General features: G+C 57.9%; 24 protein-coding genes and 1 tRNA gene. 21 read left to right on the forward strand and 4 right to left on the reverse strand.

Features of this window, described 5'->3' with window-relative positions; genetic code table 11:
- Positions 1–100 precede the first annotated feature (100 nt).
- The 6 genes from VO84_RS03140 to VO84_RS03165 all read left to right on the forward strand — a co-directional run bounded on the left by VO84_RS03140 (position 101) and on the right by VO84_RS03165 (position 3,806).
- Entirely contained in the window at positions 101–388 is a 288-nt protein-coding gene (locus VO84_RS03140) for a type II toxin-antitoxin system prevent-host-death family antitoxin (RefSeq protein WP_058185820.1), read from the forward strand.
- A gap of 3 nt (positions 389–391) precedes the next feature.
- A complete protein-coding gene (locus VO84_RS03145; protein WP_058185821.1) occupies positions 392–802 on the forward strand; it encodes a type II toxin-antitoxin system VapC family toxin in 411 nt (136 codons plus the stop codon).
- A 9-nt stretch (positions 803–811) separates the two neighbouring features.
- Positions 812–1,405 carry a pyridoxal 5'-phosphate synthase glutaminase subunit PdxT gene (pdxT, locus tag VO84_RS03150; RefSeq protein WP_058185822.1) on the forward strand — a complete coding sequence of 198 codons (594 nt, stop codon included), beginning with the start codon at positions 812–814 and terminating at the stop codon, positions 1,403–1,405.
- Positions 1,406–1,648: 243 nt separating this feature from the next.
- Entirely contained in the window at positions 1,649–2,443 is a 795-nt protein-coding gene (locus VO84_RS03155) for an ABC transporter ATP-binding protein (protein WP_058185823.1), read from the forward strand.
- On the forward strand, positions 2,443–3,192 hold the full coding sequence (locus tag VO84_RS03160; RefSeq protein WP_082661653.1) for an ABC transporter permease: 750 nt from the start codon (positions 2,443–2,445) through the stop codon (positions 3,190–3,192). Before VO84_RS03155 ends, VO84_RS03160 begins: the two co-directional genes overlap by 1 nt.
- A gap of 14 nt (positions 3,193–3,206) precedes the next feature.
- The gene (locus tag VO84_RS03165; RefSeq protein ID WP_058185825.1) at positions 3,207–3,806 is read left to right on the forward strand and encodes a TetR/AcrR family transcriptional regulator; all 600 of its coding nucleotides are present in this window, start codon (positions 3,207–3,209) and stop codon (positions 3,804–3,806) included.
- A gap of 63 nt (positions 3,807–3,869) precedes the next feature.
- Here the strand turns inward: VO84_RS03165 and VO84_RS03170 are convergent, their stop codons facing one another.
- Complete coding sequence (locus VO84_RS03170; RefSeq protein ID WP_231737753.1) at positions 3,870–5,126, reverse strand: energy transducer TonB; 1,257 nt, start codon at positions 5,124–5,126, stop codon at positions 3,870–3,872.
- A gap of 114 nt (positions 5,127–5,240) precedes the next feature.
- Here VO84_RS03170 and ileS point away from each other — a divergent pair, with 114 nt between their 5' ends.
- Complete coding sequence (gene ileS, locus VO84_RS03175) at positions 5,241–8,255, forward strand: isoleucine--tRNA ligase (protein ID WP_058185827.1); 3,015 nt, start codon at positions 5,241–5,243, stop codon at positions 8,253–8,255.
- Between the two features lie 132 nt (positions 8,256–8,387).
- Positions 8,388–8,900 (forward strand): signal peptidase II, encoded by a 513-nt coding sequence (gene lspA / locus VO84_RS03180; protein WP_058185828.1) that lies wholly within the window; start codon positions 8,388–8,390, stop codon positions 8,898–8,900.
- On the opposite strand, the gene VO84_RS03185 is transcribed toward lspA, so the two are convergent.
- Complete coding sequence (locus VO84_RS03185) at positions 8,888–9,316, reverse strand: hypothetical protein (protein WP_197413872.1); 429 nt, start codon at positions 9,314–9,316, stop codon at positions 8,888–8,890. The two genes, lspA and VO84_RS03185, sit on opposite strands and share 13 nt — an antisense overlap.
- 206 nt (positions 9,317–9,522) lie before the next feature.
- On the opposite strand from VO84_RS03185, the gene VO84_RS03190 reads away from it, so the two are divergent.
- Together VO84_RS03190 and VO84_RS03195 are read left to right on the forward strand one after the other, a co-directional pair.
- Positions 9,523–12,132: a M1 family metallopeptidase gene (locus VO84_RS03190; RefSeq protein WP_058185830.1), complete on the forward strand. Its 2,610-nt coding sequence runs from the start codon at positions 9,523–9,525 to the stop codon at positions 12,130–12,132.
- A gap of 134 nt (positions 12,133–12,266) precedes the next feature.
- Positions 12,267–12,674, forward strand: a complete 408-nt coding sequence (locus VO84_RS03195) for a DUF3224 domain-containing protein (protein WP_058185831.1) — start codon at positions 12,267–12,269, stop codon at positions 12,672–12,674.
- A 58-nt stretch (positions 12,675–12,732) separates the two neighbouring features.
- On the opposite strand, the gene VO84_RS03200 is transcribed toward VO84_RS03195, so the two are convergent.
- Positions 12,733–13,470, reverse strand: coding sequence for a hypothetical protein (locus VO84_RS03200; protein WP_058185832.1), 738 nt, complete (start codon positions 13,468–13,470; stop codon positions 12,733–12,735).
- Positions 13,471–13,855: 385 nt separating this feature from the next.
- Between VO84_RS03200 and VO84_RS03205 the strand changes: the two genes are divergently transcribed.
- From VO84_RS03205 to VO84_RS03245, 9 genes are all read left to right on the forward strand, one after another.
- Entirely contained in the window at positions 13,856–14,560 is a 705-nt protein-coding gene (locus VO84_RS03205; RefSeq protein WP_058185833.1) for an HAD family hydrolase, read from the forward strand.
- A gap of 52 nt (positions 14,561–14,612) precedes the next feature.
- Positions 14,613–14,918, forward strand: a complete 306-nt coding sequence (locus VO84_RS03210; protein ID WP_197413873.1) for a hypothetical protein — start codon at positions 14,613–14,615, stop codon at positions 14,916–14,918.
- A 96-nt stretch (positions 14,919–15,014) separates the two neighbouring features.
- Positions 15,015–15,332, forward strand: a complete 318-nt coding sequence (locus VO84_RS03215; RefSeq protein WP_058185835.1) for a BrnT family toxin — start codon at positions 15,015–15,017, stop codon at positions 15,330–15,332.
- The gene (locus VO84_RS03220; RefSeq protein WP_157439700.1) at positions 15,313–15,603 is read left to right on the forward strand and encodes a BrnA antitoxin family protein; all 291 of its coding nucleotides are present in this window, start codon (positions 15,313–15,315) and stop codon (positions 15,601–15,603) included. Before VO84_RS03215 ends, VO84_RS03220 begins: the two co-directional genes overlap by 20 nt.
- A gap of 590 nt (positions 15,604–16,193) precedes the next feature.
- Positions 16,194–16,832, forward strand: a complete 639-nt coding sequence (locus tag VO84_RS03225) for an FMN-binding negative transcriptional regulator (protein ID WP_058185837.1) — start codon at positions 16,194–16,196, stop codon at positions 16,830–16,832.
- A complete protein-coding gene (locus tag VO84_RS03230; protein ID WP_058185838.1) occupies positions 16,829–18,505 on the forward strand; it encodes an alpha-isopropylmalate synthase regulatory domain-containing protein in 1,677 nt (558 codons plus the stop codon). The genes VO84_RS03225 and VO84_RS03230 overlap by 4 nt, the downstream gene beginning before the upstream one ends.
- Before the next feature lie 38 nt (positions 18,506–18,543).
- The gene (locus tag VO84_RS03235) at positions 18,544–18,972 is read left to right on the forward strand and encodes a hypothetical protein (RefSeq protein ID WP_058185839.1); all 429 of its coding nucleotides are present in this window, start codon (positions 18,544–18,546) and stop codon (positions 18,970–18,972) included.
- A gap of 71 nt (positions 18,973–19,043) precedes the next feature.
- Positions 19,044–19,128: transfer RNA gene (locus tag VO84_RS03240), tRNA-Leu, on the forward strand.
- Between the two features lie 190 nt (positions 19,129–19,318).
- Positions 19,319–19,732: a hypothetical protein gene (locus VO84_RS03245; protein WP_058185840.1), complete on the forward strand. Its 414-nt coding sequence runs from the start codon at positions 19,319–19,321 to the stop codon at positions 19,730–19,732.
- Between the two features lie 125 nt (positions 19,733–19,857).
- Here the strand turns inward: VO84_RS03245 and VO84_RS03250 are convergent, their stop codons facing one another.
- Positions 19,858–20,445: a TetR/AcrR family transcriptional regulator gene (locus tag VO84_RS03250; RefSeq protein WP_058185841.1), complete on the reverse strand. Its 588-nt coding sequence runs from the start codon at positions 20,443–20,445 to the stop codon at positions 19,858–19,860.
- A gap of 117 nt (positions 20,446–20,562) precedes the next feature.
- Here VO84_RS03250 and VO84_RS03255 point away from each other — a divergent pair, with 117 nt between their 5' ends.
- A complete protein-coding gene (locus VO84_RS03255; protein WP_058185842.1) occupies positions 20,563–21,228 on the forward strand; it encodes a peroxiredoxin-like family protein in 666 nt (221 codons plus the stop codon).
- Between the two features lie 118 nt (positions 21,229–21,346).
- Entirely contained in the window at positions 21,347–22,534 is a 1,188-nt protein-coding gene (locus tag VO84_RS03260; protein ID WP_058185843.1) for a hypothetical protein, read from the forward strand.
- Positions 22,535–22,565: the final 31 nt, after the last annotated feature.

Here is a 22,565-nt window from a genome sequence, read left to right on the forward strand (position 1 = left end):
GTTGTTTTAGTAGCTGAATCAAGTTTGGGGGCGCCGAGCGTCCCCAATTTTGTTTTTGCATCTGATGTAAAATCGTCATGAATCCCGCAGGGAGGGCCTCATGTCAACGACAGCCTTTGACATCTCCAGCAGTTTGATCGACGTGGTCGAAACTACGCTCAAAGATGGCCCCCAAGTCGTCACCAAAGACGGCACTGAAGCTACTGTGCTCATCTCCATCAACGACTGGAAAGTTATTAAAGCCAATAAGAGCAAATGGAGATTACCTAGCGATCCCCCAGCAGAGAATTTGGTAGACGTGCTGCTTGATCCCAATGGTCCGCACGACATCTATATCCCGCCTCGGGGAAAACACAGACGGCGTCCACCTTTCAAATTTGAAGACTGATACGTGCGATTTCTCCTCGACTCCAATGTTGTCTCGGAACTGCGAAAAATACGCCCCCATGGCGCGGTAATCGCCTGGCTTAAGTCGATTTCTCCGGACGATATCGGCATTCCCGCCATCGTCTTGGGGGAGTTGCAGGCTGGTGCGGAAATCACGCGCAAACAAGACGATGCAAAAGCAGCGGAAATCGATCTATGGATCGACAGAATTGTCCGCATGTGGCAAGTCGTCGAATTAGATGCTGCTACCGCCCGTGAATGGGCCCGGCTCGTCAACAGACGCAATCGTAGTCTCTTCGAAGATGCGATGATCGCAGCCGCAGCCCGCATCCACAACCTCATCGTCGTTACTCGCAATACAAAGGATTTCAAGAGCTTCGACTTCGAGGTTCTCAACCCATTCCATTTCAAATAAGGGATTCTCTTGGCCACGACAAAGAAAAAAATCGGCGTCCTCGCCATTCAGGGAGACTTCTCCGCCCATGCCCTGGCCCTCACCGAATCCGGCGCGGAAGCCATCGAAATCCGCAAGCCTGAAGAGCTCGTCCACGTCGACGCCCTCATCCTCCCCGGCGGCGAATCTACCACCATGCTCAAGTTCCTGGAGCGCGGCAACTTCCTCGACGCCCTCAAGCAATTCGCTTCTGAAAAGCCTGTCTTTGGCACCTGCGCCGGAGCCATCCTCCTCGCCCGCGAAGTCCGTCACCCCGCGCAGATCAGCCTCGGCCTTCTCGATGCCGTCGTAGAGCGCAACGCCTACGGACGTCAGATCGACTCCTCTATCCTCACCGTCCCAACGGAGCTAGGCCCCGAGCCACTCGAAATGGTCTTCATCCGCGCCCCGCGCATCGTTGAAGCCGGTCCCGCAGTCGAAGTCCTCGCCCGTCGCGACGGCTTCCCCGTCTTCGTTCGTCAGGGCCGCATCCTCGCCGCCACCTTCCATCCCGAGCTCTCCGCCGACCGCCGCGTCCATCAGTTCTTCATCGACACCGTTGTTGCTGCCGGCAGTATTCGATAAGCCCGATTGTCGAATGCTTTGAAAGGGCACGGCTTCTGCCGTGCCATATATCAGCGCGAAATATCTCCGGGCTTTAGCCCCTGAGGAACGCTTTCCCATCCTCACCGCCCACCTTCCCCGCGACCAACGGGAGCACCACAAAAGCTGCGTGGCGGCCATCAGGCCGCAGTGGCTGCATGCAATGCCTTGACAATACTGAACGGTTTAGTTCAGTATTGATTTCATTCCCAGGAGGTCGTCTGCGTGATCCGTGTCCAGAATCTCGTCAAGACCTTCGGCTCCTTCACCGCTGTGAACGATGTTTCTTTCGAGGTCGCAGAGGGCGAGATCTTCGCCTTCCTCGGTCCCAACGGAGCCGGAAAAACCACCACCATCAAAATGCTCACCACGCTGCTCCAGCCCACCAGCGGCAGCATCTCCCTCGATGGCCTCAACCCGAAGACACACCACAATCAGGTGCGCCAGCGCTTCGGCATCGTCTTTCAAGACCCCAGCCTCGACGGCGAACTCACGGCATGGGAAAACATGGAGCTGCACGGCGTTCTCTATCACGTCCCCAGCAAAATTCGCCGCCAGCGCAGTGAAGAACTGCTCAAGCTCTTTGAGCTATGGGAGCGCAAAGACGAGCAGGCCAAGAAGTTCTCAGGCGGCATGAAGCGCCGTCTTGAAATCGCCCGCGGGTTTCTTCATACTCCCCGCATTCTCTTCCTCGACGAGCCAACCCTCGGCCTCGATCCGCAAAGCCGCAACCAGCTCTGGTCGCACGTCAAGCGAGTCAATGAAACCGAGAAGGTCACCGTCTTCCTCACCACGCATTACATGGATGAAGCCGACCGCGTCGCACATCGCATAGGAGTCATTGACCACGGCAAGCTTGTCGCGCAGGGCACCCCGCGCGAAATCAAGGATTCCACCGGAACCGAAACGCTTGAAGACGCGTTCCTCAAGCTCACCGGCGACAACATCCGCGACGAATCCGCCAGCTCCACCGACCAGCTTCGCCAGTTCGCAAAGATGTGGCAAAAAGGAGGCCGTTGATGTCCGCCATTTACATCCTCTGGTGGCGCGAGCTGCGCCGTTACACGCGTTCCCGCGCGCAGATGATCGTCTCGCTCGGCCAGCCGCTGCTGTATCTGCTCGTGCTCGGCTCCGGCTTCGGCCACGTCTTCCAAAAGGCCGGCATGGGCAACTACTTCCAGTTCATCTCGCCCGGGGTCATCGGAATGATGGTGCTCTTCTCTTCCATCTTTTCCGGCCTAGGCCTGCTCTGGGATCGCCAGTTCGGCTTCCTCAAGGAAACTCTCGTCGCTCCCGTCTCACGCCTTCAAATCATGATCGGCCGCACCCTCGGCGGAGCCACAGTAGCCGTCATTCAGGGCCTCATCGTCATGATCCTCTCAGTCCTCTTCGGCTTCCGCCCGCAGAACTGGCTGGCCATCCCCGCAGCCATCGGCTTCATGGTGCTCATCGCGGTCTGCTTCGCCGCACTCGGCACCGCCATTGGCTCCGGCCTTCAGGACATGCAGGGCTTCCAGCTCATCATGAACTTCCTCGTCATGCCCATCTACTTCCTCTCGGGAGCCATCTTCCCGCTCACCAACCAGGGAGTCGTCCTGAGCTTCATCACCAGGCTCGATCCGCTCTCCTACGGCGTCGACGGCATGCGCAACGTCCTCGGCGCGCCCAACGCCGCCTTCAACCCCGTCGTTGATCTCATCGTCCTCGCCGCCTTCGGATTCGCCTTCATCCTCTTCGGTGCCTGGCGCTTTTCCAAAATCGAAATCTAGCGCCGAGCAAACACATGGCCCGCCCACGCAGCCCCGAAGCCCACGAAAAAGTCCTCCACGCCGCGCTTGCCCTCTTCGGCGAACGCGGCATCGAGGCTACAAGCATGGACTCCATCGCTCAAGCCTCCAAGGTCAGCAAAGCCACCATCTACAATCACTGGTCCGACAAAGAAGCCCTGCTCCTCGAAGTCATGCTCTGGGTCCACGGCCTCAATCCGGAAACCGATCCGCAAAAAGACGACCCCGACTCCGGCTCCCTCGAACGCGATCTGACAATCGTCCTCAGCCGCCGCCCGCCACGAAAATTTGAAGAAGCCCGCAAGCGCGTCCTGCCCTCATTCATTGCTTACTCCGCCACGCACCACGAATTTGGCGAGGCCTGGCGTGACCGCGTCATGGAACCCGGTCGCCAATGCATCAAGCGCATCCTGCGCCGAGCCCAGCGCCGCGGCCAGCTTGCGGCCAGCCTCGATATCGATTCCTCCATGGCCATCCTTCTCGGCCCCATGCTCTACCAGCACATCTTCCAGAGGTATTCACGCTCCCGCACCAGCATCGCCGCCCGCGTCGCCGAAACCTTCTGCAAAGCCTTCGCCGTCAGCTCCACCAAATAACAAAGGCCGGGGATTCTTCCCCGGCCTTTTCTGATCTCTGACCCCTGATCCCTGATCTCTGCCTCAATACAGCCTGAAGTTAATCGCAATCGTCATATACACGGCCACCGGCTTGCCTTCCTTCGTTCCCGGCTTGAACTTATACTTCATCACCGCTTCAAGGGCCTTTTCATCCAGCCCCATACCCAGCGGCCTCACCACGCGCGGACTCTGCACATTTCCCTGGGCGTCCACAATAATCTGCAGCATTACCTCGCCCTGGTACTTCGCCCGCCGAGCCTCTTCGCTGAACTCAGGATCGATCGTATAAATCGCAGTTGGAGCCTTCACTCCGCCGCCAATATGTTCCACTCCGCCGCCGTAGTTGCCGCCTGAGCCCGGCCCATAACCATTGCCGCTGCCAGAACCCAAACCGCCGCCCGAGCCCGTCCCCATACCCGCGCCGCTGCCCTGTCCGTTTGACGCCAGCGTCACATTCGACGAGTTCTTTACCCCGATATTGACCATATTCGGGTTATCCGGCAGCTTGATGTCCTTTTGCACCGCAATCGCCGATTCTTCTGCCAGCTTCGGCTTCTCCACCACCGGCACCATAGGAGGCGCAATCGGCTGATCCTTGATCTTCGGCAGCTTACCCTTGATCGGGTCCACCACATCATGCGAACCGCCGCCACCACCGCCGCCCGCCTGCTGAGGCTTCTTCGGCATATTGATCTTGAAATCGCTGATGTCCACCGGAGTTGAACTCACCTGCGGCGCCATAATCTTCGGCACCACCGCTTTCAGGCTGATCCAGATCAGCAATCCCAGCACCGCAACCTGAATCGCAGTCGCCGATCCAAATGACCAGGGATTCGTCTTCACAGCCAACGGGTCTGCCACCGGAATCGGCTTCGAGGTCAGCTCCAGCGGCGGCAGCTTCTTCGGGAAGAACACATCCCGAATGTTCTCGTACAGATCGGTCCAGATCGGCTTCTCTTCAAAGGCCTTGCCCAGAAAAGAATCCAGCTCGTGGGGATTTGTTTCGGTTTCGGAAGTCGGGTTTTGGGTGGCTGTTTCAGTCATAAATTCACTGCCATCAAGAGCGATGGATCTGGTACCCCTTTGTTGCTCTGACCCTTGCTTTTCAGAGAAGACCTGCGCACGCATCGCGCCGCCGTCCCTCTCCATCTCATCATTATGCGCGAGACCGCCCGGCTCTGTCTCTCCCCTGACCAGGTGCATCCCCTGATGCCTCAGGGGGAGTCCCTTACCCGGCAAGAGATCCCCATCCGCAGGCTCACTTACCCGCTCCATTTCCGTCGTCGCGCGATCTTCCATACACAATAGACGAGACATCGCGCGCCTTGTTACTCAAAATTCTTCACTCACTCCAGTTACACTGAAAGATGTACAAGTTTGCACAATCCCCGTAGAAACGGACCCGGAAAAATCATGGCCTCAGCGCCTGAACTCAAGGCGACCCTTCAGTTGCCGCAGACGGCCTTCCCCATGAAGGCAAATCTCCCCCAGAATGAACCGCTTCGCCTCAAAAAATGGGCTGAAATGCGCCTCTGGAACGAGCTCCGCAAAGCCGGCGCCGGTCGCCCTGCCTACATCCTCCACGACGGCCCTCCCTACGCCAACGGCCCCATCCATCTCGGCCACGCCCTCAACAAGGGCCTCAAGGATTTCGTCGTCAAATCGAAAACCATGGCCGGCTTCGATTCGCCCTACATCCCCGGCTTCGACTGCCACGGCCTCCCCATCGAAATCAAAGTAGATGAGCAGCTTGGCCGCAAAAAGCTCGAAATGCCCGTCCCGGCAGTGCTCGAAGCCTGCCGCGCCTACGCGCAGAAGTACGTTGATCTCCAGACCTCGCAGTTCGAGCGCATCGGCATCTTCGGCCGCTGGGATAACTCCTACAAAACCATGTCCCGCCAGTACGAAGCCAAGACCCTCGAAGCCCTCTACGGCTTCCTCGAGCAGGACTTCGTCTACCGCGGCCTCAAGCCCGTCTACTGGTGCATCCACGACCGCACCGCCCTCGCCGACGCCGAAATCGAATACGAGCAGCACACCAGCCCGTCAGTCTACGTCCGCTACAAGCTAACCTCAGACGCCGCAGCTCTGGATGAGTCCCTCAAAGGCCGCGAAGTCTACACCATCATCTGGACCACCACCCCGTGGACCCTTCCGGCATCGTTAGCCGTAGCCTTCCACCCCGACTTCGAATACGTAGCTCTCGAATCCTCACAGACCCCGGGTGCCCCCGGTCCCTCGCATTTGGGGACCGGGGATACCACAACCGCCAACTCACCGGTCTACGTAGTAGCCGCGGAACTCGCGCCTCAAGTCATCGCCGCCTGCAATCTGGGCGAGACCAAGGAACTAGCCCGCTTCAAAGGCCGCGCCCTCGACCGCACCACCTATCAGCACCCGTTCCTCAACCGCTCTATCCTCGGCGTCCTCGCCACCTACGTCACCGCCGACGCCGGCACCGGCGCAGTCCACACCGCCCCCTCGCACGGCGCGGACGACTTCTACACCGGCCAGCGCTACGGCCTCGACCTAACCTGCAACGTGGACGATGTAGGCCGCATCCACGCCACCGACTGGTCCGGCGATGCGCCACCACCCTACGACGGTAAGAAAGTCTTCGCTGCCAACCCCATCATCATCGAGCTCTTAAAAGAGCGCGGCGCACTCATGGCCCAGGCCAATCTCCAGCACAGTTACCCGCACTGCTGGCGCTGCCACAACCCCGTCATCTTCCGCGCCACAGAGCAGTGGTTCATCTCGCTCGAAACCCCGATGAAGCGCCCCAGGAGTTCGGATAAAGCCGGTACCGACACAACATTCCGTCAGCTCTCCATCGAAGAAATCGACAAGGTCAAATGGGACCCCTCCTGGGGCAAAGAGCGCATCACCAACATGATCGCCACGCGCCCCGACTGGTGCATCAGCCGCCAGCGCATCTGGGGTGTGCCCATCGCGGTCCTCATGTGTACAAGCTGCCAGAAGCCGCTCATCGACGCCGCCCTCAACAAAAAGATCGTCACGCTCTTTGAAAACGAAGGCGCAGAAGCCTGGCACACCACCAGCGTCGAAGCTCTCACGCCTACAGGCGCAAAATGCGCCCAATGCGGCAACACAACGTTCCGCAAAGAAACCGACATCCTCGACGTCTGGTTCGACTCCGGCACAAGCTGGCTGGCAGTCTCCGAGTCCGACCCGGATCTGAAGGCTGCTTACGCTCAATTCGAGAAGAACGATTCCGTTAAGGTGTTGTATCTAGAAGGTGGCGACCAGCATCGCGGCTGGTTCCACTCGTCGCTTCTCACATCAGTAGCCCTCCGAGGCCGCGCACCATACTCCCACGTCGCCACCGCCGGCTGGACCCTCGACGAGCAAGGCCGCGCCATGTCCAAGTCCCTCGGCAACGGCGTCGATCCCGTCGACATCGCCAACCGCATGGGCGGCGAAATCGTCCGCCTCTGGGTCGCCAGCATCGACTTCCGCGAAGACATGGCCGCCAGCGAAAACCTCATGGCCCGCTGCGCCGATATCTACCGCAAGCTGCGCAACACGTTTCGGTTTTTACTCGGCAACCTCGCCGGCTTCACGCCCGCAACAGACGCCGTCCCCGAAGCCGAGCTCTTACCGCTCGACCGCTACATGCTCGCCCGCACCCGCGACCTCACCGAAAAAATCCTCGGCTGGTACGCGGACTTCGAGTTCCACCGCATCTACCACGCAGTCAACGAATTCGCCATCGTCGATCTCAGCTCGTTCTATCTCGACGTGCTCAAAGACCGCATGTACACCTTCGCGCCCACCAGCAAAGAGCGCCTCTCCGCGCAAACCGTCCTCTGGAAGATCGCCGAAGCATTAGTCCGCCTGGTCGCACCCATCCTCAGCTTCACCGCCGACGAAGTCTGGGAATATCTACCGCCAGTCGAAGGCCGCGAAGCCAGCGTCCATCTAGCCCTCTTCCCAAAACCAGAAGAAGTCTTCTCCGAAAATCCCGATGTAATCTTGGGCGAATGGAAGCGCCTATTTGCGATTCGAGAAGAAGTATTTAGTGCCCTTGAGGTTGCTCGGCAGCAAGGAGAGATTGGAAAGGGGCTCGGTGCGCGAGTCGATATTCGTGCATCTGAGGCTGACACGGCATTTCTTAACTCATTTCCGAGAGAATCACTTGCTGAGTTCTTTAATGTTTCAGAGTTGGATATCAAAGTTTCTGCGGTACAGATTCGCGCCGCTAGAGGCGTTAACGAAGATGGCTCACCTGATGACAAGCCAAGAGCAGTTGCATTTGCAGCAACAGGTATCAAATGCAACCGCTGCTGGCGCTTCACGCACGACACATCCAACTACGGCATCTGGGCCGACGTCTGCGACCGCTGCCAATACCACCTCGGCCTGATGAACGTCGCACCACCACAACCAGAAGGAGCTGCTGTTTAAGCTCCTCTAATCGCCCCACTCAACAATCGTCCGATATCGGTGCATGGCTCCAGCCATGCACCTTCACCGCCGAAAACAAGAAAGACCCAGTCTTTCGAGTCCCAGCTTTCGAGTCAAGTCCCGCGAATCCAGATGCCGTTAAAAATACAAACCCCGCGCCGTCTCCCCTGGCTGCTCCTCATCTCCGCATTCATCTACGCCGCTGACCAGTACACCAAGCTACTGGTCACAAAGCACGTCCGCCTCGGCGGAGCCATCCCCGTCCTCGACGGCATCTTCCGCATCACCCACTGGACCAACGAAGGCGCAGCCTTCTCGCTCTTCGCCGACTCCGCATCACCCAACGCCGTCCGCTGGGGCCTCGTCGCCTTCACGGTCTTCGCATCGCTAGCCGTCCTCACCGCGCTCATCTGGATGGGCCATCGCATCTCCGCCGCCACCATCGCCCTCGCCCTCATCCTCGGCGGCGCACTCGGCAACCTCCACGACCGTATCCTCACCGGCTCCGTCGTCGACTTCCTAGAAGTCCACATCTTCAGCTACCACTGGCCCGACTTCAACATAGCTGACTCCGCCGTAGTCATCGGCGCATGCCTCCTGCTCCTCGACTCCCTCCTGCCACATAAGAAAACTCAAGAAGGTTGATCAGTCATCTCGGCGTGAGCCAATTTCCCTCTGCCCATTGGCCCTTTAAGAAGCAGGAGATAAAACCACGTTGTCAGGATTGCCACAGGAGTTGAGAGCAGGATAAGTGGAACTGGCAATTCAAAACCCGCTGCTCGATCATTAAGAAGAAATGAGCCAAATCCAAATAGAAACATCGAAGCAGGACCAAGGCACGCTCCTACTAGCAACCACAGCCAGAACCTCCAGCCTGTAATGTTCTTTACAAGCAATACAAACGGAAGAGCGATCGGCCATCCGACAGCACTAAATAGTGCGAACACAAAAAGCCAGCCCACCAAGACCTCCGGCAGATTAACCGGTTGAGATCCTTGCGCATTCAGGATGTGTTGTCCAACCCACAAACCTACACATACCAGAATGTCAGCCAGCAACAAGCTGCCTGCAGAGTAGATCAACCTCTTCCACCATGGCACCATAAGTCGTCCTTTATGCCAATCTTACCCGGAACAATTCACCGTGGAACCGCAAGGTTCATGTCAGCGTATCAACACCAGCCGCATGGCTCGCATAAAATTAAATGTTGGGTCTGAACTTGCCCTTTTATTCAATTCAGACTTGATCACACCCCTTTGAGGTCCGCATGAATTTCCGTTTCGCCCATTCCCTCCCCATCTTCTGTGCCGTCGCCGCACTCGCACTAGCCATCGCCCCCGCCGCCCGCGCCGAGCGCCTCCCCAAGACCGTCATCCCCTCGCACTACTCGCTCACCTTCACGCCGGACCTCAAGACCGCCACCTTCACCGGCCTGGAAACCATCGACCTTGATCTCAAGGAAGCCTCCAAAACCATCGTTCTCAACTCCGCCGAGATCGAATTCCAGTCCGTCACCGTCAAAGCCGCCGGTAAAGAGCTAACAGCCACCGTCTCCACCGACAACGACAAAGAACAAACCACCTTCACCTTCCCTGACACCCTCCCCGCCGGCCCAGCAGTCCTCACCGTCCACTACACCGGCATCCTCAACGACAAGCTCCGCGGCTTCTATCTCTCCAAAACCGAAAAGCGCAACTACGCCGTCACCCAGTTCGAATCCACCGACGCGCGCCGCGCCTTCCCCAGCTTCGATGAGCCCGCCTTCAAGGCCAGCTTCACCATCACGCTCGTCGTCGATAAAGGCGACACCGTCATCTCAAACTCCGGCATCGCCTCTGACACACCCGGCCCCGCGGCTGACAAGCACACCATCAAATTCGAGCCCACCGTCAAAATGTCCACCTACCTCGTCGCCTTCCTCGTCGGCGACTTCGAGTGCTCCTCCGGTGAGTCAGACGGCGTAGCCATCCGCGTCTGCGCCACGCCCGGCAAAGTCGAATACACCCGCTACGGCCTCGACGTAGCCAAGTACGTCCTCCACTACTACGACGCCTACTTCGGCATCCACTTCCCTCTCAAGAAGCTCGACCTCATCGGCATCCCCGACTTCGAAGCCGGAGCCATGGAGAACTTCGGCGCCATCACCTACCGCGAAACCGATCTCCTCATCGACGAAAAATCCGCCACCATCGGCGCAAAGAAGAACGTCGCAGAAGTCATCGCGCATGAAATGGCCCACCAGTGGTTCGGCGATCTCGTCACCATGCAGTGGTGGGACAACATCTGGCTCAACGAAGGCTTCGCCACCTGGATGGAGACCAAGCCCGTCAAAGCCATGCATCCCGAATGGCACATCGATCAGGAAGAAGCCGCGCAGCTTGACGGCGTCCTCAACCTCGATGCCCAGCCCACCACGCGTCCCATCCGCGCCAAGGCCGACACCCGCGAAGAAATCGAGCAGATGTTCGACGGCATCAGCTACCAGAAGGGCGGCGCAGTCCTTCACATGGTCGAGAACTACCTCGGCGAAGAAACCTTCCGCAAAGGTGTTCACAATTACCTCGCCGCGCATGAATACTCCAACGCCACCGCGGAAGACTTCTGGGGCGCGCAAACCACCACCAGCGGCAAGCCCATCGACAAAATCATGGAGAGCTTCATCGCTCAGCCCGGCGTGCCAATCCTCACCTTCAGCAATGCGGCCAGCGGCAAGATTCCCGTCACGCAGCAGCGCTTCTTCCTGAGCCCCAGCAGCACACCCGATCCCGCGCAAAAGTGGACCATCCCCGTCTGCTTCAAATCCGCGGAAAGCTCTTCCTGCCCCATCCTCACGCCGGAAGACACCAGCCTCGCCCTCCCCAAGAGTCCCTTCCTCTTCGCCAACGCTAATGGCACTGGCTATTACCGCAGCACATACACGCCCACGCAATATTCGGCCATCGTCGCCAACGTTGAAACCGCCCTCAAGCCCACCGAACGCATCAACCTCATCGGCGATGAATGGGCCCAGGTCCGCGCCAACAAAGCCATCGTCGGCGATTACCTCAACCTCGTCACAGCCGTAAAATCCGACGAGAACGCCACCGTCATCGGCGCCGCGCTCGGACCCGTAAGCACCATCCACACTCGCGTAGCCTCCAACCAGTCCGAGCGTGACGCTCTCGAAGCCTGGGTCCGCGCCACCTTCGGTCCCATCTACGCCAAGCTTCCCGCGCCCGCGCCCAGCGACACACCTGCCACCATCGAGCTGCGCTCCACGCTCTTCGGCACTCTCGGCGCAGCGAAAGACCCCGCCATCCTCGCCAAATCCCGTGAGATCGCAGCGCAGTTTCTCTCAAACCCCGCCTCCGTCGATCCCACCCTCGGCCAAACCGCTCTCGCCATCGCAGCCACCAACGGCGACGCCGCTCTCTACGAGAAGCTCCAACAGACCTACGAGACCACCACCAACCCAGACATGAAGAGCACCGCGCTTCAGCTCATGGCCGTCTTCGAGGACCCCACTCTCGCACGCCGCGCCCTCGACTACGCACTCACCCCCAAGGTACGCAGCCAGGACGCCGCCATCCAGTTCGCCATCGTCATGCAGACAGAAAAGGATCGCCCCATGGCCTGGCAATACATCAAGGATCACTGGGACAATATCCACTCCCTGCTCACCCCTGAGCTCGGCGGCATCCTCGTCGGCTCCACGGCCAACTTCTGCTCCGCCGCTGATCGCGACGACGTTCAGCAGTGGTTCACCTCGCACAAAGTCGCCTCCGCAGATCAGACCGCCAAGCATGTCATCGAGCGCATCAACGGCTGCATCGAGCTCCGCTCCCTGCAGGAAGACAATCTCAAAAAGTGGCTAGCCACGCAAAGCAGTGGACAGTGATTCGCGGTTAGTGTTTAGTGTTGAGTGCCTGAAAAAATCAGGCTCCTTGCATCGCAGGGAGCCTGACAACTTTTCATCGCCGCACGGTCACGAACAACGAACCATTAACAACCAACTGCTGTTAGGAGTCCCCCATGCCCCATCGCGCAGAAGGTCCATTCGACGTCACCACCACGCCCCTGTCCCCTGACGATTTCACCAACGGAACCAGCCTCAGCCGCTTCTCGCTCATCAAGCAGTATCACGGTGCCCTTGACGCCGCCGCCAAAGGCGAAATGCTGACCTCCGGCTCACCCGAATCCGGCGCTGCCGGCTACGTCGCCATTGAAGAGGTCTCCGGTTCCCTCGATGGACGGAAAGGCTCCTTCGCCCTCCAGCACTGGGGAACTATGCAGGCCGGCAAATTCGAGCTTCGCGTCGAAGTTGTCCCCGGCTCGGGCCTCGGCGACCTGGCCGGCATCTCCGGCACTCTCACCATCGCCATGGCCACTGGCGGCAAACACTCTTACGTCCTCGAATACTCTCTCCCCGCAGCGAAATAAAAATGGCCGCAACATGCGGCCATTTTCTGATCTCTGACGACTGATCTCTGATCTCTATTTAGCTTTTCTTCCCCGTCAGCGCCGAGCCCCAGCTTCCATCCGCCAGCCCAAACTCAAAGCTGATCTGCCCCGCCGTAATCTTTCCCTTGTACTGCAGCACATACTGCTGTCCCTGGTACTCGGTGTTGATCCAGAACGTCACCGTATCGCCATCAATCTTGCCATCGTGAATCTCAATCGGGGTCGCGTTGCCATTCTGCACCGTACCCGTCACCACAGCACCTGCGCTCTTCAACGTAATCGTTGAAGTCACCTGGCTGCCCATCATGTCCCAGTCGCCTTTATAGGCTCCCGTCACATCCAGCGCAGTCGTCGTTGCAGTTGCAGCAGGAGTCGCCGGCGTTGCGGGAGCGGGAGCAGCCCCATCGCCGCGCTTTACGCTCAGCGAAGTCCCCCAGCTTCCATCCTCCGTGCCAAAGGTAAAATCAATCTGCTCGCCCTTGATCTGGCCCTTGAAGACCAGCTTGTACGTCTCACCCTGGTAATCCGTACTCACCCAGAAGCTGACCAGATCGCCAGCCACTTTCCCGTCGTGAATATCTTCCGGAGAAGTCGGCAGTCCCACAATCGTCCCCGTCACATCCGCCCCGCTCACCTTCAGGTTCAGCGTCGTCGGAACATCCGCATCGTTAAAGTTGAACGTTCCCTTCCACACTCCGGTCAGGTCCGCCGCCCAAACAGCCGGCGTCACACATATCAGAGCCGCAACCATCAACAAACGCAACACAACTTTCATAAACCGCCTCTCATTACAGCCAAGTCTACCGCCAAAGGTTTCCGTATTCCACCAAGTCTACCGCCATTCACAAAACTTTATCTGCAACCACAAACCACTATCACCCTGAACTCAGCCGCTTACCTCCCAATCAATAGAGATGTCATCCTGAGCGAAGTTTCACGCGTTCCGCGTGAAACGAGTCGAAGCCGGGGTCCCCAGAGCGCGATCTTTGCGCGATGGGGTGGGAAGGATCTGCGGTTGTCCTTGCCGTTGCTTTTCGTTCGTTCTTCCACAACATTCGGGTGCCCCAGGTCTCGATTTTGAGACCTGGGATAGCACAAAAGCCAACCCACTTTCTGTCACCTGTAACCTGCAACCTGTAGCCTGCTTTACGATAAATCCCATGCCCCAGTTCCCTCCCAACCAAACCCTCCTCATCGACGCCGATGACACCCTCTGGGAAAACAACATCTACTTCGAGCGCGCCATCGCCGCCTTCATCAGCTACCTCGATCACCAGACCCACACCCCCGCCGAAGTCCGCGCCGTCCTCAACGCCTGCGAGCACCAGACCATCGCCGCCCATGGCTACGGCCTGTCCAGCTTCCGCCAGTCTCTCGTCAACTGCTACTGCCGTCTCACCACTCACCCCATCACAGACGAGCACGTCTCCTGCATCCATGGCTTCGCCGGCATCATCAACGAGCACCCCATTGAACTCCTCCCCGGAGTGGCCGAAACCCTTGTCTCACTCTCCACGCGCCACCGCCTCATCCTGATGACAAAAGGCGACCTCGCCGAACAAACCGGCAAGCTCCAGCGCTCCGGCCTCGCCCCGCACTTCTCCGCCGTGGAAGTTGTTGCCGAAAAAGACCCCGCCACCTACCGCGCCATCATCGCGCGCCACAATCTAACCCCGGCCACAAGCTGGATGATCGGCAACAGCCCCAAGTCTGACATCAACCCCGCTCTCGCCGCCGGCCTCCACGCCGTCTTCCTCTTCCACAGCAGCACCTGGACCCTCGAACACGCCGCACTCTCCACCCCACCCCCGGGCCAGCAACTCATCGAACTGGACGCCTTCACCAAACTCAGAGAAATCTTCTAGCTCTTGCAGGAAAATCTGCGTGACAGTTCTCACGTGAATGTATTCTTTGGGAGTGAAACCGTCCCTAATCATCAAATTTTTGTTCCTGATCACTTCCGGCCTGCTTGTCGGTTATCGCACCCACCTAGATCTCATCAAATGGAACCACCTAGGACGTGAAGCTTTCCTCGCTAACCAACAAAATCGCTTCGACAAATATATGGCTCATCCGCAAAGTGTCATCGCTCTCGTAGTTTTCAGCATTTTCGCCATGCTCGTGTGGGCTGCCCTGTATGAGGGACTTGCTTTTGCCGGCAAAAAGCTCTTTTCAAGAGCACCGAAAAAAGAGAGCTTCCCTCAACAAAGCATTCCATCCTGAGCGCAGTCATCCTGCAAGCGGAACAATGACCTGCTTTCTGCCTATCGACACACCTCTCCTCTTTACGATTATGTATATATCTGATATATACATTCCATGAGCGTGAACGATCCGCTTGCTCAATGTGTCGGCTTCGATTGGGACGACTCCAATGCCATCAAGAATTGGGAGAAGCACAAAGTCACGCCTGAAGAGTCCGAAGATGTCTTCTTCCACGATCCATTCGTGCTGCGATCAGACTCGGCACACTCGCGGAGCGAGAAAAGATATTGGGCTCTTGGCCAGACAGGTCACGGACGAAAGCTGTTCGTAGCCTTCACCGTCCGCAGAAAGCTCATTCGAATCATTTCGGCCCGCGACATGAGCCACAGAGAAATCGAGGAATATGACAGGCATGAAAAAAACGATTCCTGACTTCAAAAGCAAAGACGAAGAGTTCGAGTTCTGGTCCTCGTCCGGTCCCGGCGCGGATTCAACCAGGTATCTGGATTGGCAGAAGGCGAAACGCGCTAGATTGCCCAACCTCAAGCCGTCCCTCAGAACCATCTCAGTCCGCCTTCCTGTGGCCATGATCGAAGACCTAAAAATCCTGGCCAATCAGCGGGACGTTCCCTACCAGTCGTTGCTGAAGGTATTTCTTGCGGAGCGCCTGGAAGCAGAACGCGCTCAGCGCCGAGCCAGCTGATCGGGCTTCAGCTCAGGGGAGTGCGTCGAAGAACCTGCATTTGCTTTTTCGTCCCTCATTACCAAAGTCCAACTCCCTTTCGTACCGTCCCTCCGCTCCAGATAATTTGCATGCAATTAGCCCCATTTGTGCTTTACTCATAATTAGCAGAGATGAAAGACGGCCCGAATCCACACTGGATTCGGGCCGTCTTGTTTATGGGAGGGGAGGGGGGACCCCTGCCCCACCCCTTTTCACTGGCACTGCGAAATCCCGTAAATCTGGCATCGCACAGTCTCGAAATAAAGATTGCATAAAGATTTCTATAAGAAGTGTGGAACCTCCCACAACCCAAACAAAGAACATCACTTCGGAAACTGTGCAGCACAGGATAACTCACGCATTCAAAACTTTTTGCTATACTCAAATCCAACTTATGCAGCTCATCTCCATCGCGCGCCTCATTCCCGCCATTCGAATTAGCGGACCCATCGCGCGCATGGAAATCTGAGGCCGGGTTTAAGATTCAAAAGCAGAATTCAAAGGCCACCAGCGCGCACCAGCCGCCGGTGGCCTTTTCAATTTCAGCGTAATCATCTAATCGGAGCGCCATGTACACTCCAAAATTCAACCACATCGACGACCGCGCTACACTCCTCGAAGCAATGCAGACCTACTCCTTCGCCATCCTCGTCGGCCCCAACGGGATTGACCCGATGACAGCAACGCACCTGCCTCTCGTAGTCAAAGATGAAGGCGAACACGGCCTCATCGAGGGCCACTTCGCCCGCGCCAACAAGCACTGGGCCAGCCTCGCCGGCCACGAAACACTCGTCATCTTCCCCGGCCCGCACACCTACGTCACCCCGGCGCTCTACACAGAAGACCTCTCCGTCCCTACCTGGAACTACATCGCTATCCACGCCTACGGAACGCTCGAACTTATCGAAGACCAGGACACCAAAAACCGTCTCGTAGAAGAGCTAATCACCAAACACGATCCACAATTTCTCAACCACTGGCACGCCGAACCCGACGGCTATCGCCGCACCATGCTCGCCGGAATCACAGGCTTCTGCATCCCCATCGCACGCATTGAAGGCAAATTCAAAATCAGCCAGAATCGCAACGCCGAAGAGCGCCACAATATCCAGACCGCACACGCCGCTGGATCAGACGACGAGCGCGAACTCGCCCGCTGGATGACTCGCCTAATCCCCGCACTCGAATCACAAGAAGGAAAAGCATGACCGCACCACGACAAGTAGAAATCTTCGACACCAGCCTCCGCGACGGCCTTCAACAGCCGAATCTCGAGATCTCCGTCCCCGCCGCCGTCCATCTCCTGGAGCGCATGGGAGCCTTCGGCATCCACTACGCGGAAATCGGCTTCGCCGGCGCAAATCACTTCGTAACCCAGCTAGCCAGCGCACTCAAAAACGCCAACACCGGCGCCATGAAGCTAGCACTCTTCGGCCGCACTCGCGGCCGCAATATTCAAGTCGCCGACTGGCCCGACCTGCAGCTCATGCTCGCCCACAAAGATCGCATCTCCACCGCAGTCATCGTCGCAAAATCGCGCCTCCTCGACGTTCAGCGCTCTCTCGAAACCACCCCCGAGGAAAACCTTCTCATGGTCCGCGAAACCATCGCATATCTTCAGGACCACGGCCTCGAAGTGATCGTCGATCTCGAACACGCCATGGACGCCTTCTGCAGCCGTCAGGAATTCGGCCAACCCTCCACACCCGATTTCGCCGCCCAAACCCTCTCACACTTCCACGCCCTCGTCGATCAGTGCGTATCGCAATCCGTCTCCCGCATCGTCATCTGTGACACCAACGGCGGAGCCAGCCCGGAAGAAGTCTCCGCAATCTTTACCGACCTCACCACCCGCCACACCAACGCAAAATTCGGCTTCCACGGCCACACCGATCGCGGCCTCGGCGTAGCCAACACCCGCGCCGCCATTCTTGCCGGAGCCGTGCAGGTGCAAGGCACTCTCCTCGGCACCGGCGAGCGCTGCGGCAACGTCAACCTCACCACCGTCATCGGCAGCATGCAGCTCCGCGGCGAAGCCGAATTCGTTCCCACCGCATCCCTTACCAGCCTAACCAGCCTTGCGCACTCCGCCTTTGACGCCTTCGCACTCGAAGTCCCCCACGGCGCGCCGATCGTCGGTCCCGGCGCATTCAGCACCTGGGCCGGCATGCACGGCAGCTCTGAGCGCAAGCACCCCGGAGCCTACCTCTGGTGCGACCCGGCGCGCGTCGGCGCAACTCCCGCCATTGGCGTCAACGCCCACTCCGGCAAGGCCAACGTCCTTCTCCTCTCAGAGCAGTTGGGAGTCCAGCTCAATAACATTCAGGCGCAGGAGTTCATCGAGGCAAACACCGCCATGATTGACGGCGGCGGCTTCACAGCTAGTGAAGTCTCATTCCGCCTCGCCTGCATGAAGATTCTCGGAACACTCCCCGATCTTTTCGCTGTCCGCACCTGGCGCGTCTTTGACGAGTCGGATGAATCCGGCAAGCGCTACGTACAGGCCTCCATCTCCCTCGCCATCAACGGCGTCATCCTTACTTCACGCTCAGAAGGCGAAGGCCCCGTCGATGCCCTCACCCGCGCCATGCGCCGGGAGCTCGACAAGTGGTACCCAGACCTGCAGCGGATGCGCCTCGGCCGTTTCTCCGTCACCGCCATCGACGTCTCCGCTCTCGACTCCGCCGCCCGCGTCCGCGTAACCGTCAGCTTCACCGCCGACGGACACGACACCCACACAACCGAATCATGGACCACTGCCGGCGTCTCCTCCGACATGAACCAGGCCGCCCTCAACGCCATCCTCGACGGCTTCCACTATTGGCTGCTGCAAACAACCGTCCATGCCATTGAGAAGCAACCTGTTTCTACCGCTATTTGAGGAGAATTGATATATCACCAGCGGACTAAAATAAGGGCATGGACGAATTGATCCTTGCGCTGCTTTCCGGAGTTGGCGAAATACTTCTGGAGGCGGTTTTGCAGGTGATCGGAGAAGCGTTAACCGCGCTCATTATTCGATCTGTTCAAAATCTTGCCGGAGATGTTCGAAATGTTGACAGAGAATCAATAACTATCAGCCCAGTTTTCGCCGCTGCAGGATACCTTTTGCTCGGCGTTGGGTTCGGAGCCATAAGTGTGCACATTTTCCCGCATCATATGGTCCAACCATCCAGAATTCATGGAATCAGCCTTATAGTGAGCCCGTTCATCACAGGCTCAATCATGAGGCAGATTGGCTTGGCGCGTCGCCGCAAGGGTGCAAATACGGTTCAAATTGAAAGCTTTTGGTATGGCTTCACTTTTGCCCTGGGAGTGGCTCTCATTCGCTTCTTCTTTGTGATGTAGTCCGTGCGCGCAGCACCGCCGAAGACGCCTTCCGTCATCCTTGCAGGGCTGGTATACTCATGAAGTCACCTGCGGAGGTGGCGAAATTGGCAGACGCACTAGCTTGAGGTGCTAGCGCCGCAAGGCATAGGGGTTCAAGTCCCCTCCTCCGCACCAATCCTTAGAATCAATGAGATACGAGAAGGCCAGCCCGAAACGGCTGGCCTTCTTTTTCGCCACTGTAGTGGTTTTTGTAGTGGTTGTAACCAGCTTTCGTTTTTTGCAGGGGCCAACCAAGCGCCTTCGCCGTTTGCCTCCCGTACAAATGGACGATGTAGGCTAGGACTCGGATACACAGGGAGACACAATGATGCGCCCCACCCCGCAGAGCATTCCAATCAGCGCGTTGCACCAAGAAACCGGCGCCCAAGATCTCGTCCGTTCGGAAAAGATGAGGCCGTATCTGGAACTGCTCAAGGCCCATATTGGAGGGCAGGACACAGCGCCTTACCTGGCCGGATTAGCCGAACTGCCGCTCGAAGAAAGATACGTTTGGCGGGTCATCTCCGCCTTGAAGTGGGCGTTCTGCGATCTCGAAACCGAAAACGTACTCGCCGATCTCGAAACCCTTTCCGAAGACGATCTCAAGTTGGTTTCAGAGCCTCTCGCAATCCGGGCAATGCAGTTCTCCTTGTTTGCAAAGGCACTCCTCGGTCAAGAAGCCGCGGAGCAAGTCATGTTGGGGGCCATAAGGTGTCTCAAGCAATCCGACAACGGATGACCGCACAGCTATCGGACAATATCACTTCCGAAAACGGCGTTTGTCGGTACCGCTCAACAAACCCATTGGTGAGTTCGCTTCAATATGCCACTGCTCACCAATTGTCAGCTCCGTTCAAAGATGCTTCAGAGCCCAAGTCCGGTGAGAAAGACATCGATCTGCCGCTCGAAGCTAGACCTCTCGTAAGACACCAGGGCCATCCGCCAGAGCCCCTGCATATAGGTACTGACGATGGGCACCACAAACTGAGGCTCGAAACCCGCCGTGAGAAGTCCATCTCGCTTGTCGGCGTTCATCCGAGCGATCATCGTGTCCCGAAGCGTGGTCATCCGCCCTTCGATGTACTCTCGCAGTTCAGCCTCATCAAGTACTTCGTGCGTCAGGCTTCCGGCCATCATGCAGATGACCGCAGGTGTATCGGGATTATCGAGAGATTCCAGCATGTTGTTGAACAGCGCACGTACGCCCAGTGCAGCCGTGGGTGCCTCAAGAAATACCTTGGCGCGCTTTCGAGCGACGGTCTCGTTGTAATGCTTCAGGCACTCCAGGTACGCTCGCTTCTTGCTTTTCATGGTGTTGTAGAAAGAACTTTCCCCAATACCCATTTCCTTGAGCAGATCGCGCAGCGAAGTGCCGGCATAGCCGCTCTTCCAAAAGAGGCGCGTTGCCCGCTCCAGCGTGGTGTCGTAATCGAACTCTAAAGTTCGCGCCATGATGCCCTTTCCCGTTCTGTAGTGAGTGCCACAAAATAATGCTTGACTCCGGCGAGCCACTCTCCCATTATGTATCGAGTGCTACAGATCGTCAACGCATGGCACCTAGGAGAACATATGGCTTACAAACAGGCGGCAGAGGCATTACAGGCAAAAGTCAAGGCTACACTCGGAGAAAAATTCAGCATTATTTCCGGTGACATGGAGCGCGTCCGCTCGTCCGACGTGCTCGACAACGCTTTGAAAGTCGGCGATCCCGCGCCTGAATTCGCCCTGCCGGATGCATTCGGCCATGAGATTTCACTCAAGGGGCTGCTGGCTGAAGGGCCACTCGTCATCAGTTTCTACCGAGGCGAATGGTGCCCGTACTGCAATCTCGAACTGCGTGAACTACAGGCGGCTCTGCCAAAGATCCAGGCACTGGGCGCAAAACTGGTCGCGATCTCGCCTGAGAAACCGGACGGCGGAATCATCGCGACCGAAAAGAACCAACTGACCTTCCCAATCCTCAGCGATTTCGACAATAAGCTAGCGCGGCAGTTCGGCATCGTCTTCCAGGTGGGAGATGGTGTGAAGGAACTCGGCAAAACTCGCTTCAACAACGATCTAGAACTCCGCAATGGAGAAGGGTCCTACCAACTCCCTGTGCCCGCGACGTATGTGATCGACGCCTCGGGGATCATTCGGTTTTCCCACGTCGATGCGGATTACATGACCGGACGTGTGGAGGCGGAGACAGTGGTGGCGGCACTGGAGGCAATCGCTCGTCCCGTCGTGCAGTAGCCCCAGGATCTCGACGCTGCCCTTTTAACAAGGCACCGTTTTTCGCGGCAATGATCCCCGTCATCTCTTCTTACTCAACCTGACCTCCGCCATGAGCGGACGATCTATGGAGACCATCATGAACACTAGCAATCAAGTCATCCCAGAATCGGCGGGGGCTCTTACCTTCAACCCGGATGGGGTTCTCTTTGTAGGCGACAGCAAGCTCGGGGCTGTTTTTGCATTCGAGACGGAACGCGGCCAGGTGCCAGCCTCGCTAGACCCCTTCCTCTTCGAGTCGATCGACGAAAAGATCGCAGCGGCGCTGGGAGTAACGGCGAAAAGCCTCGTGATGAACGGCATGGCCGTTCATCCGGTGACGCGCGAGCCCTACTTGTCAGTTGGCGTGCGCGATGGCGACCGCCTGAGGCCCGCGATTGTGCGCGTCTCGCTTACCGGCGAGATCCACCCATTTGACCTCTCATCGTCAAAGGTGACGGTGCACCAACTCTCCGACGTTCCCGACGAGGACGCGACCTTCAAGTCGCGGGCTGGTACTTTCCCATATCCACCAGCGTCGTACTTCGACGAGAAGGCACGTACGCCGATCCGTTCCATGACGATCGTCGATCTGAAGTTTCATGACGGCGAGGTGTTCGTCGCCGGCGTCTCGAACCAGGAGTTCTCCTCCACGCTGCGACGAATCGCCTATCCGTTCACCGGCGCAGCCAGCGAAACCCAGCTGGAGATTTACCACGTCGCTCATGGCCGCTACGAAACGCGCGCGCCGATCCGAGCCATGCAGTTCGCCACACTCGATGGTGTAGACACACTTATCGCCGCGTACGCCTGCAGCCCACTCGTCACCATTCCGGTTTCAGAGCTGCAGCACGGCGCGAAGGTGAGGGGCAAGACGATTGGCGACATGGGCAACGGTCAGCCCATCAGTATGGTCGTCTTCCGTGACGGAGACGAGGACAAGCTGCTCGTCACAAATCTGGGTCGCGGTCCTATGATCGTTCCGCTCTCTGGTGTTCGCTCCGCCGTAGGTTTTACGCCCGAGAACAGACCGGCCCAGGGCCCGATGCTGGACCAGTCACCCTTCATGCCCGCAGGGCCAGTCGGGAAGCAGGTGCTGTTCGTGGGGTCGTCGTTGCGGGCGGACCTGTTCAGCGAGAAGTTCTTTGTCTCTCTGACTCGCTACGCAGATACCGGCGATCTGACGCTTGAGACTTTGATGGTCAGCCCGCTTCCTGCACGGCTAGACAAGATCTGGGTGGAGTTCGATTTCCCAGGCGTCGAGTTCCCGCGAAAGCACGCAGCATGAGCAGCGGGCTTGACCCCTTGAGGGCGCCAGA

It is taken from the genome of Occallatibacter gabretensis (genome assembly GCF_001449115.1).
In the GTDB taxonomy this organism is placed as follows: Bacteria; Acidobacteriota; Terriglobia; order Terriglobales; family Acidobacteriaceae; genus Telmatobacter; species Telmatobacter gabretensis.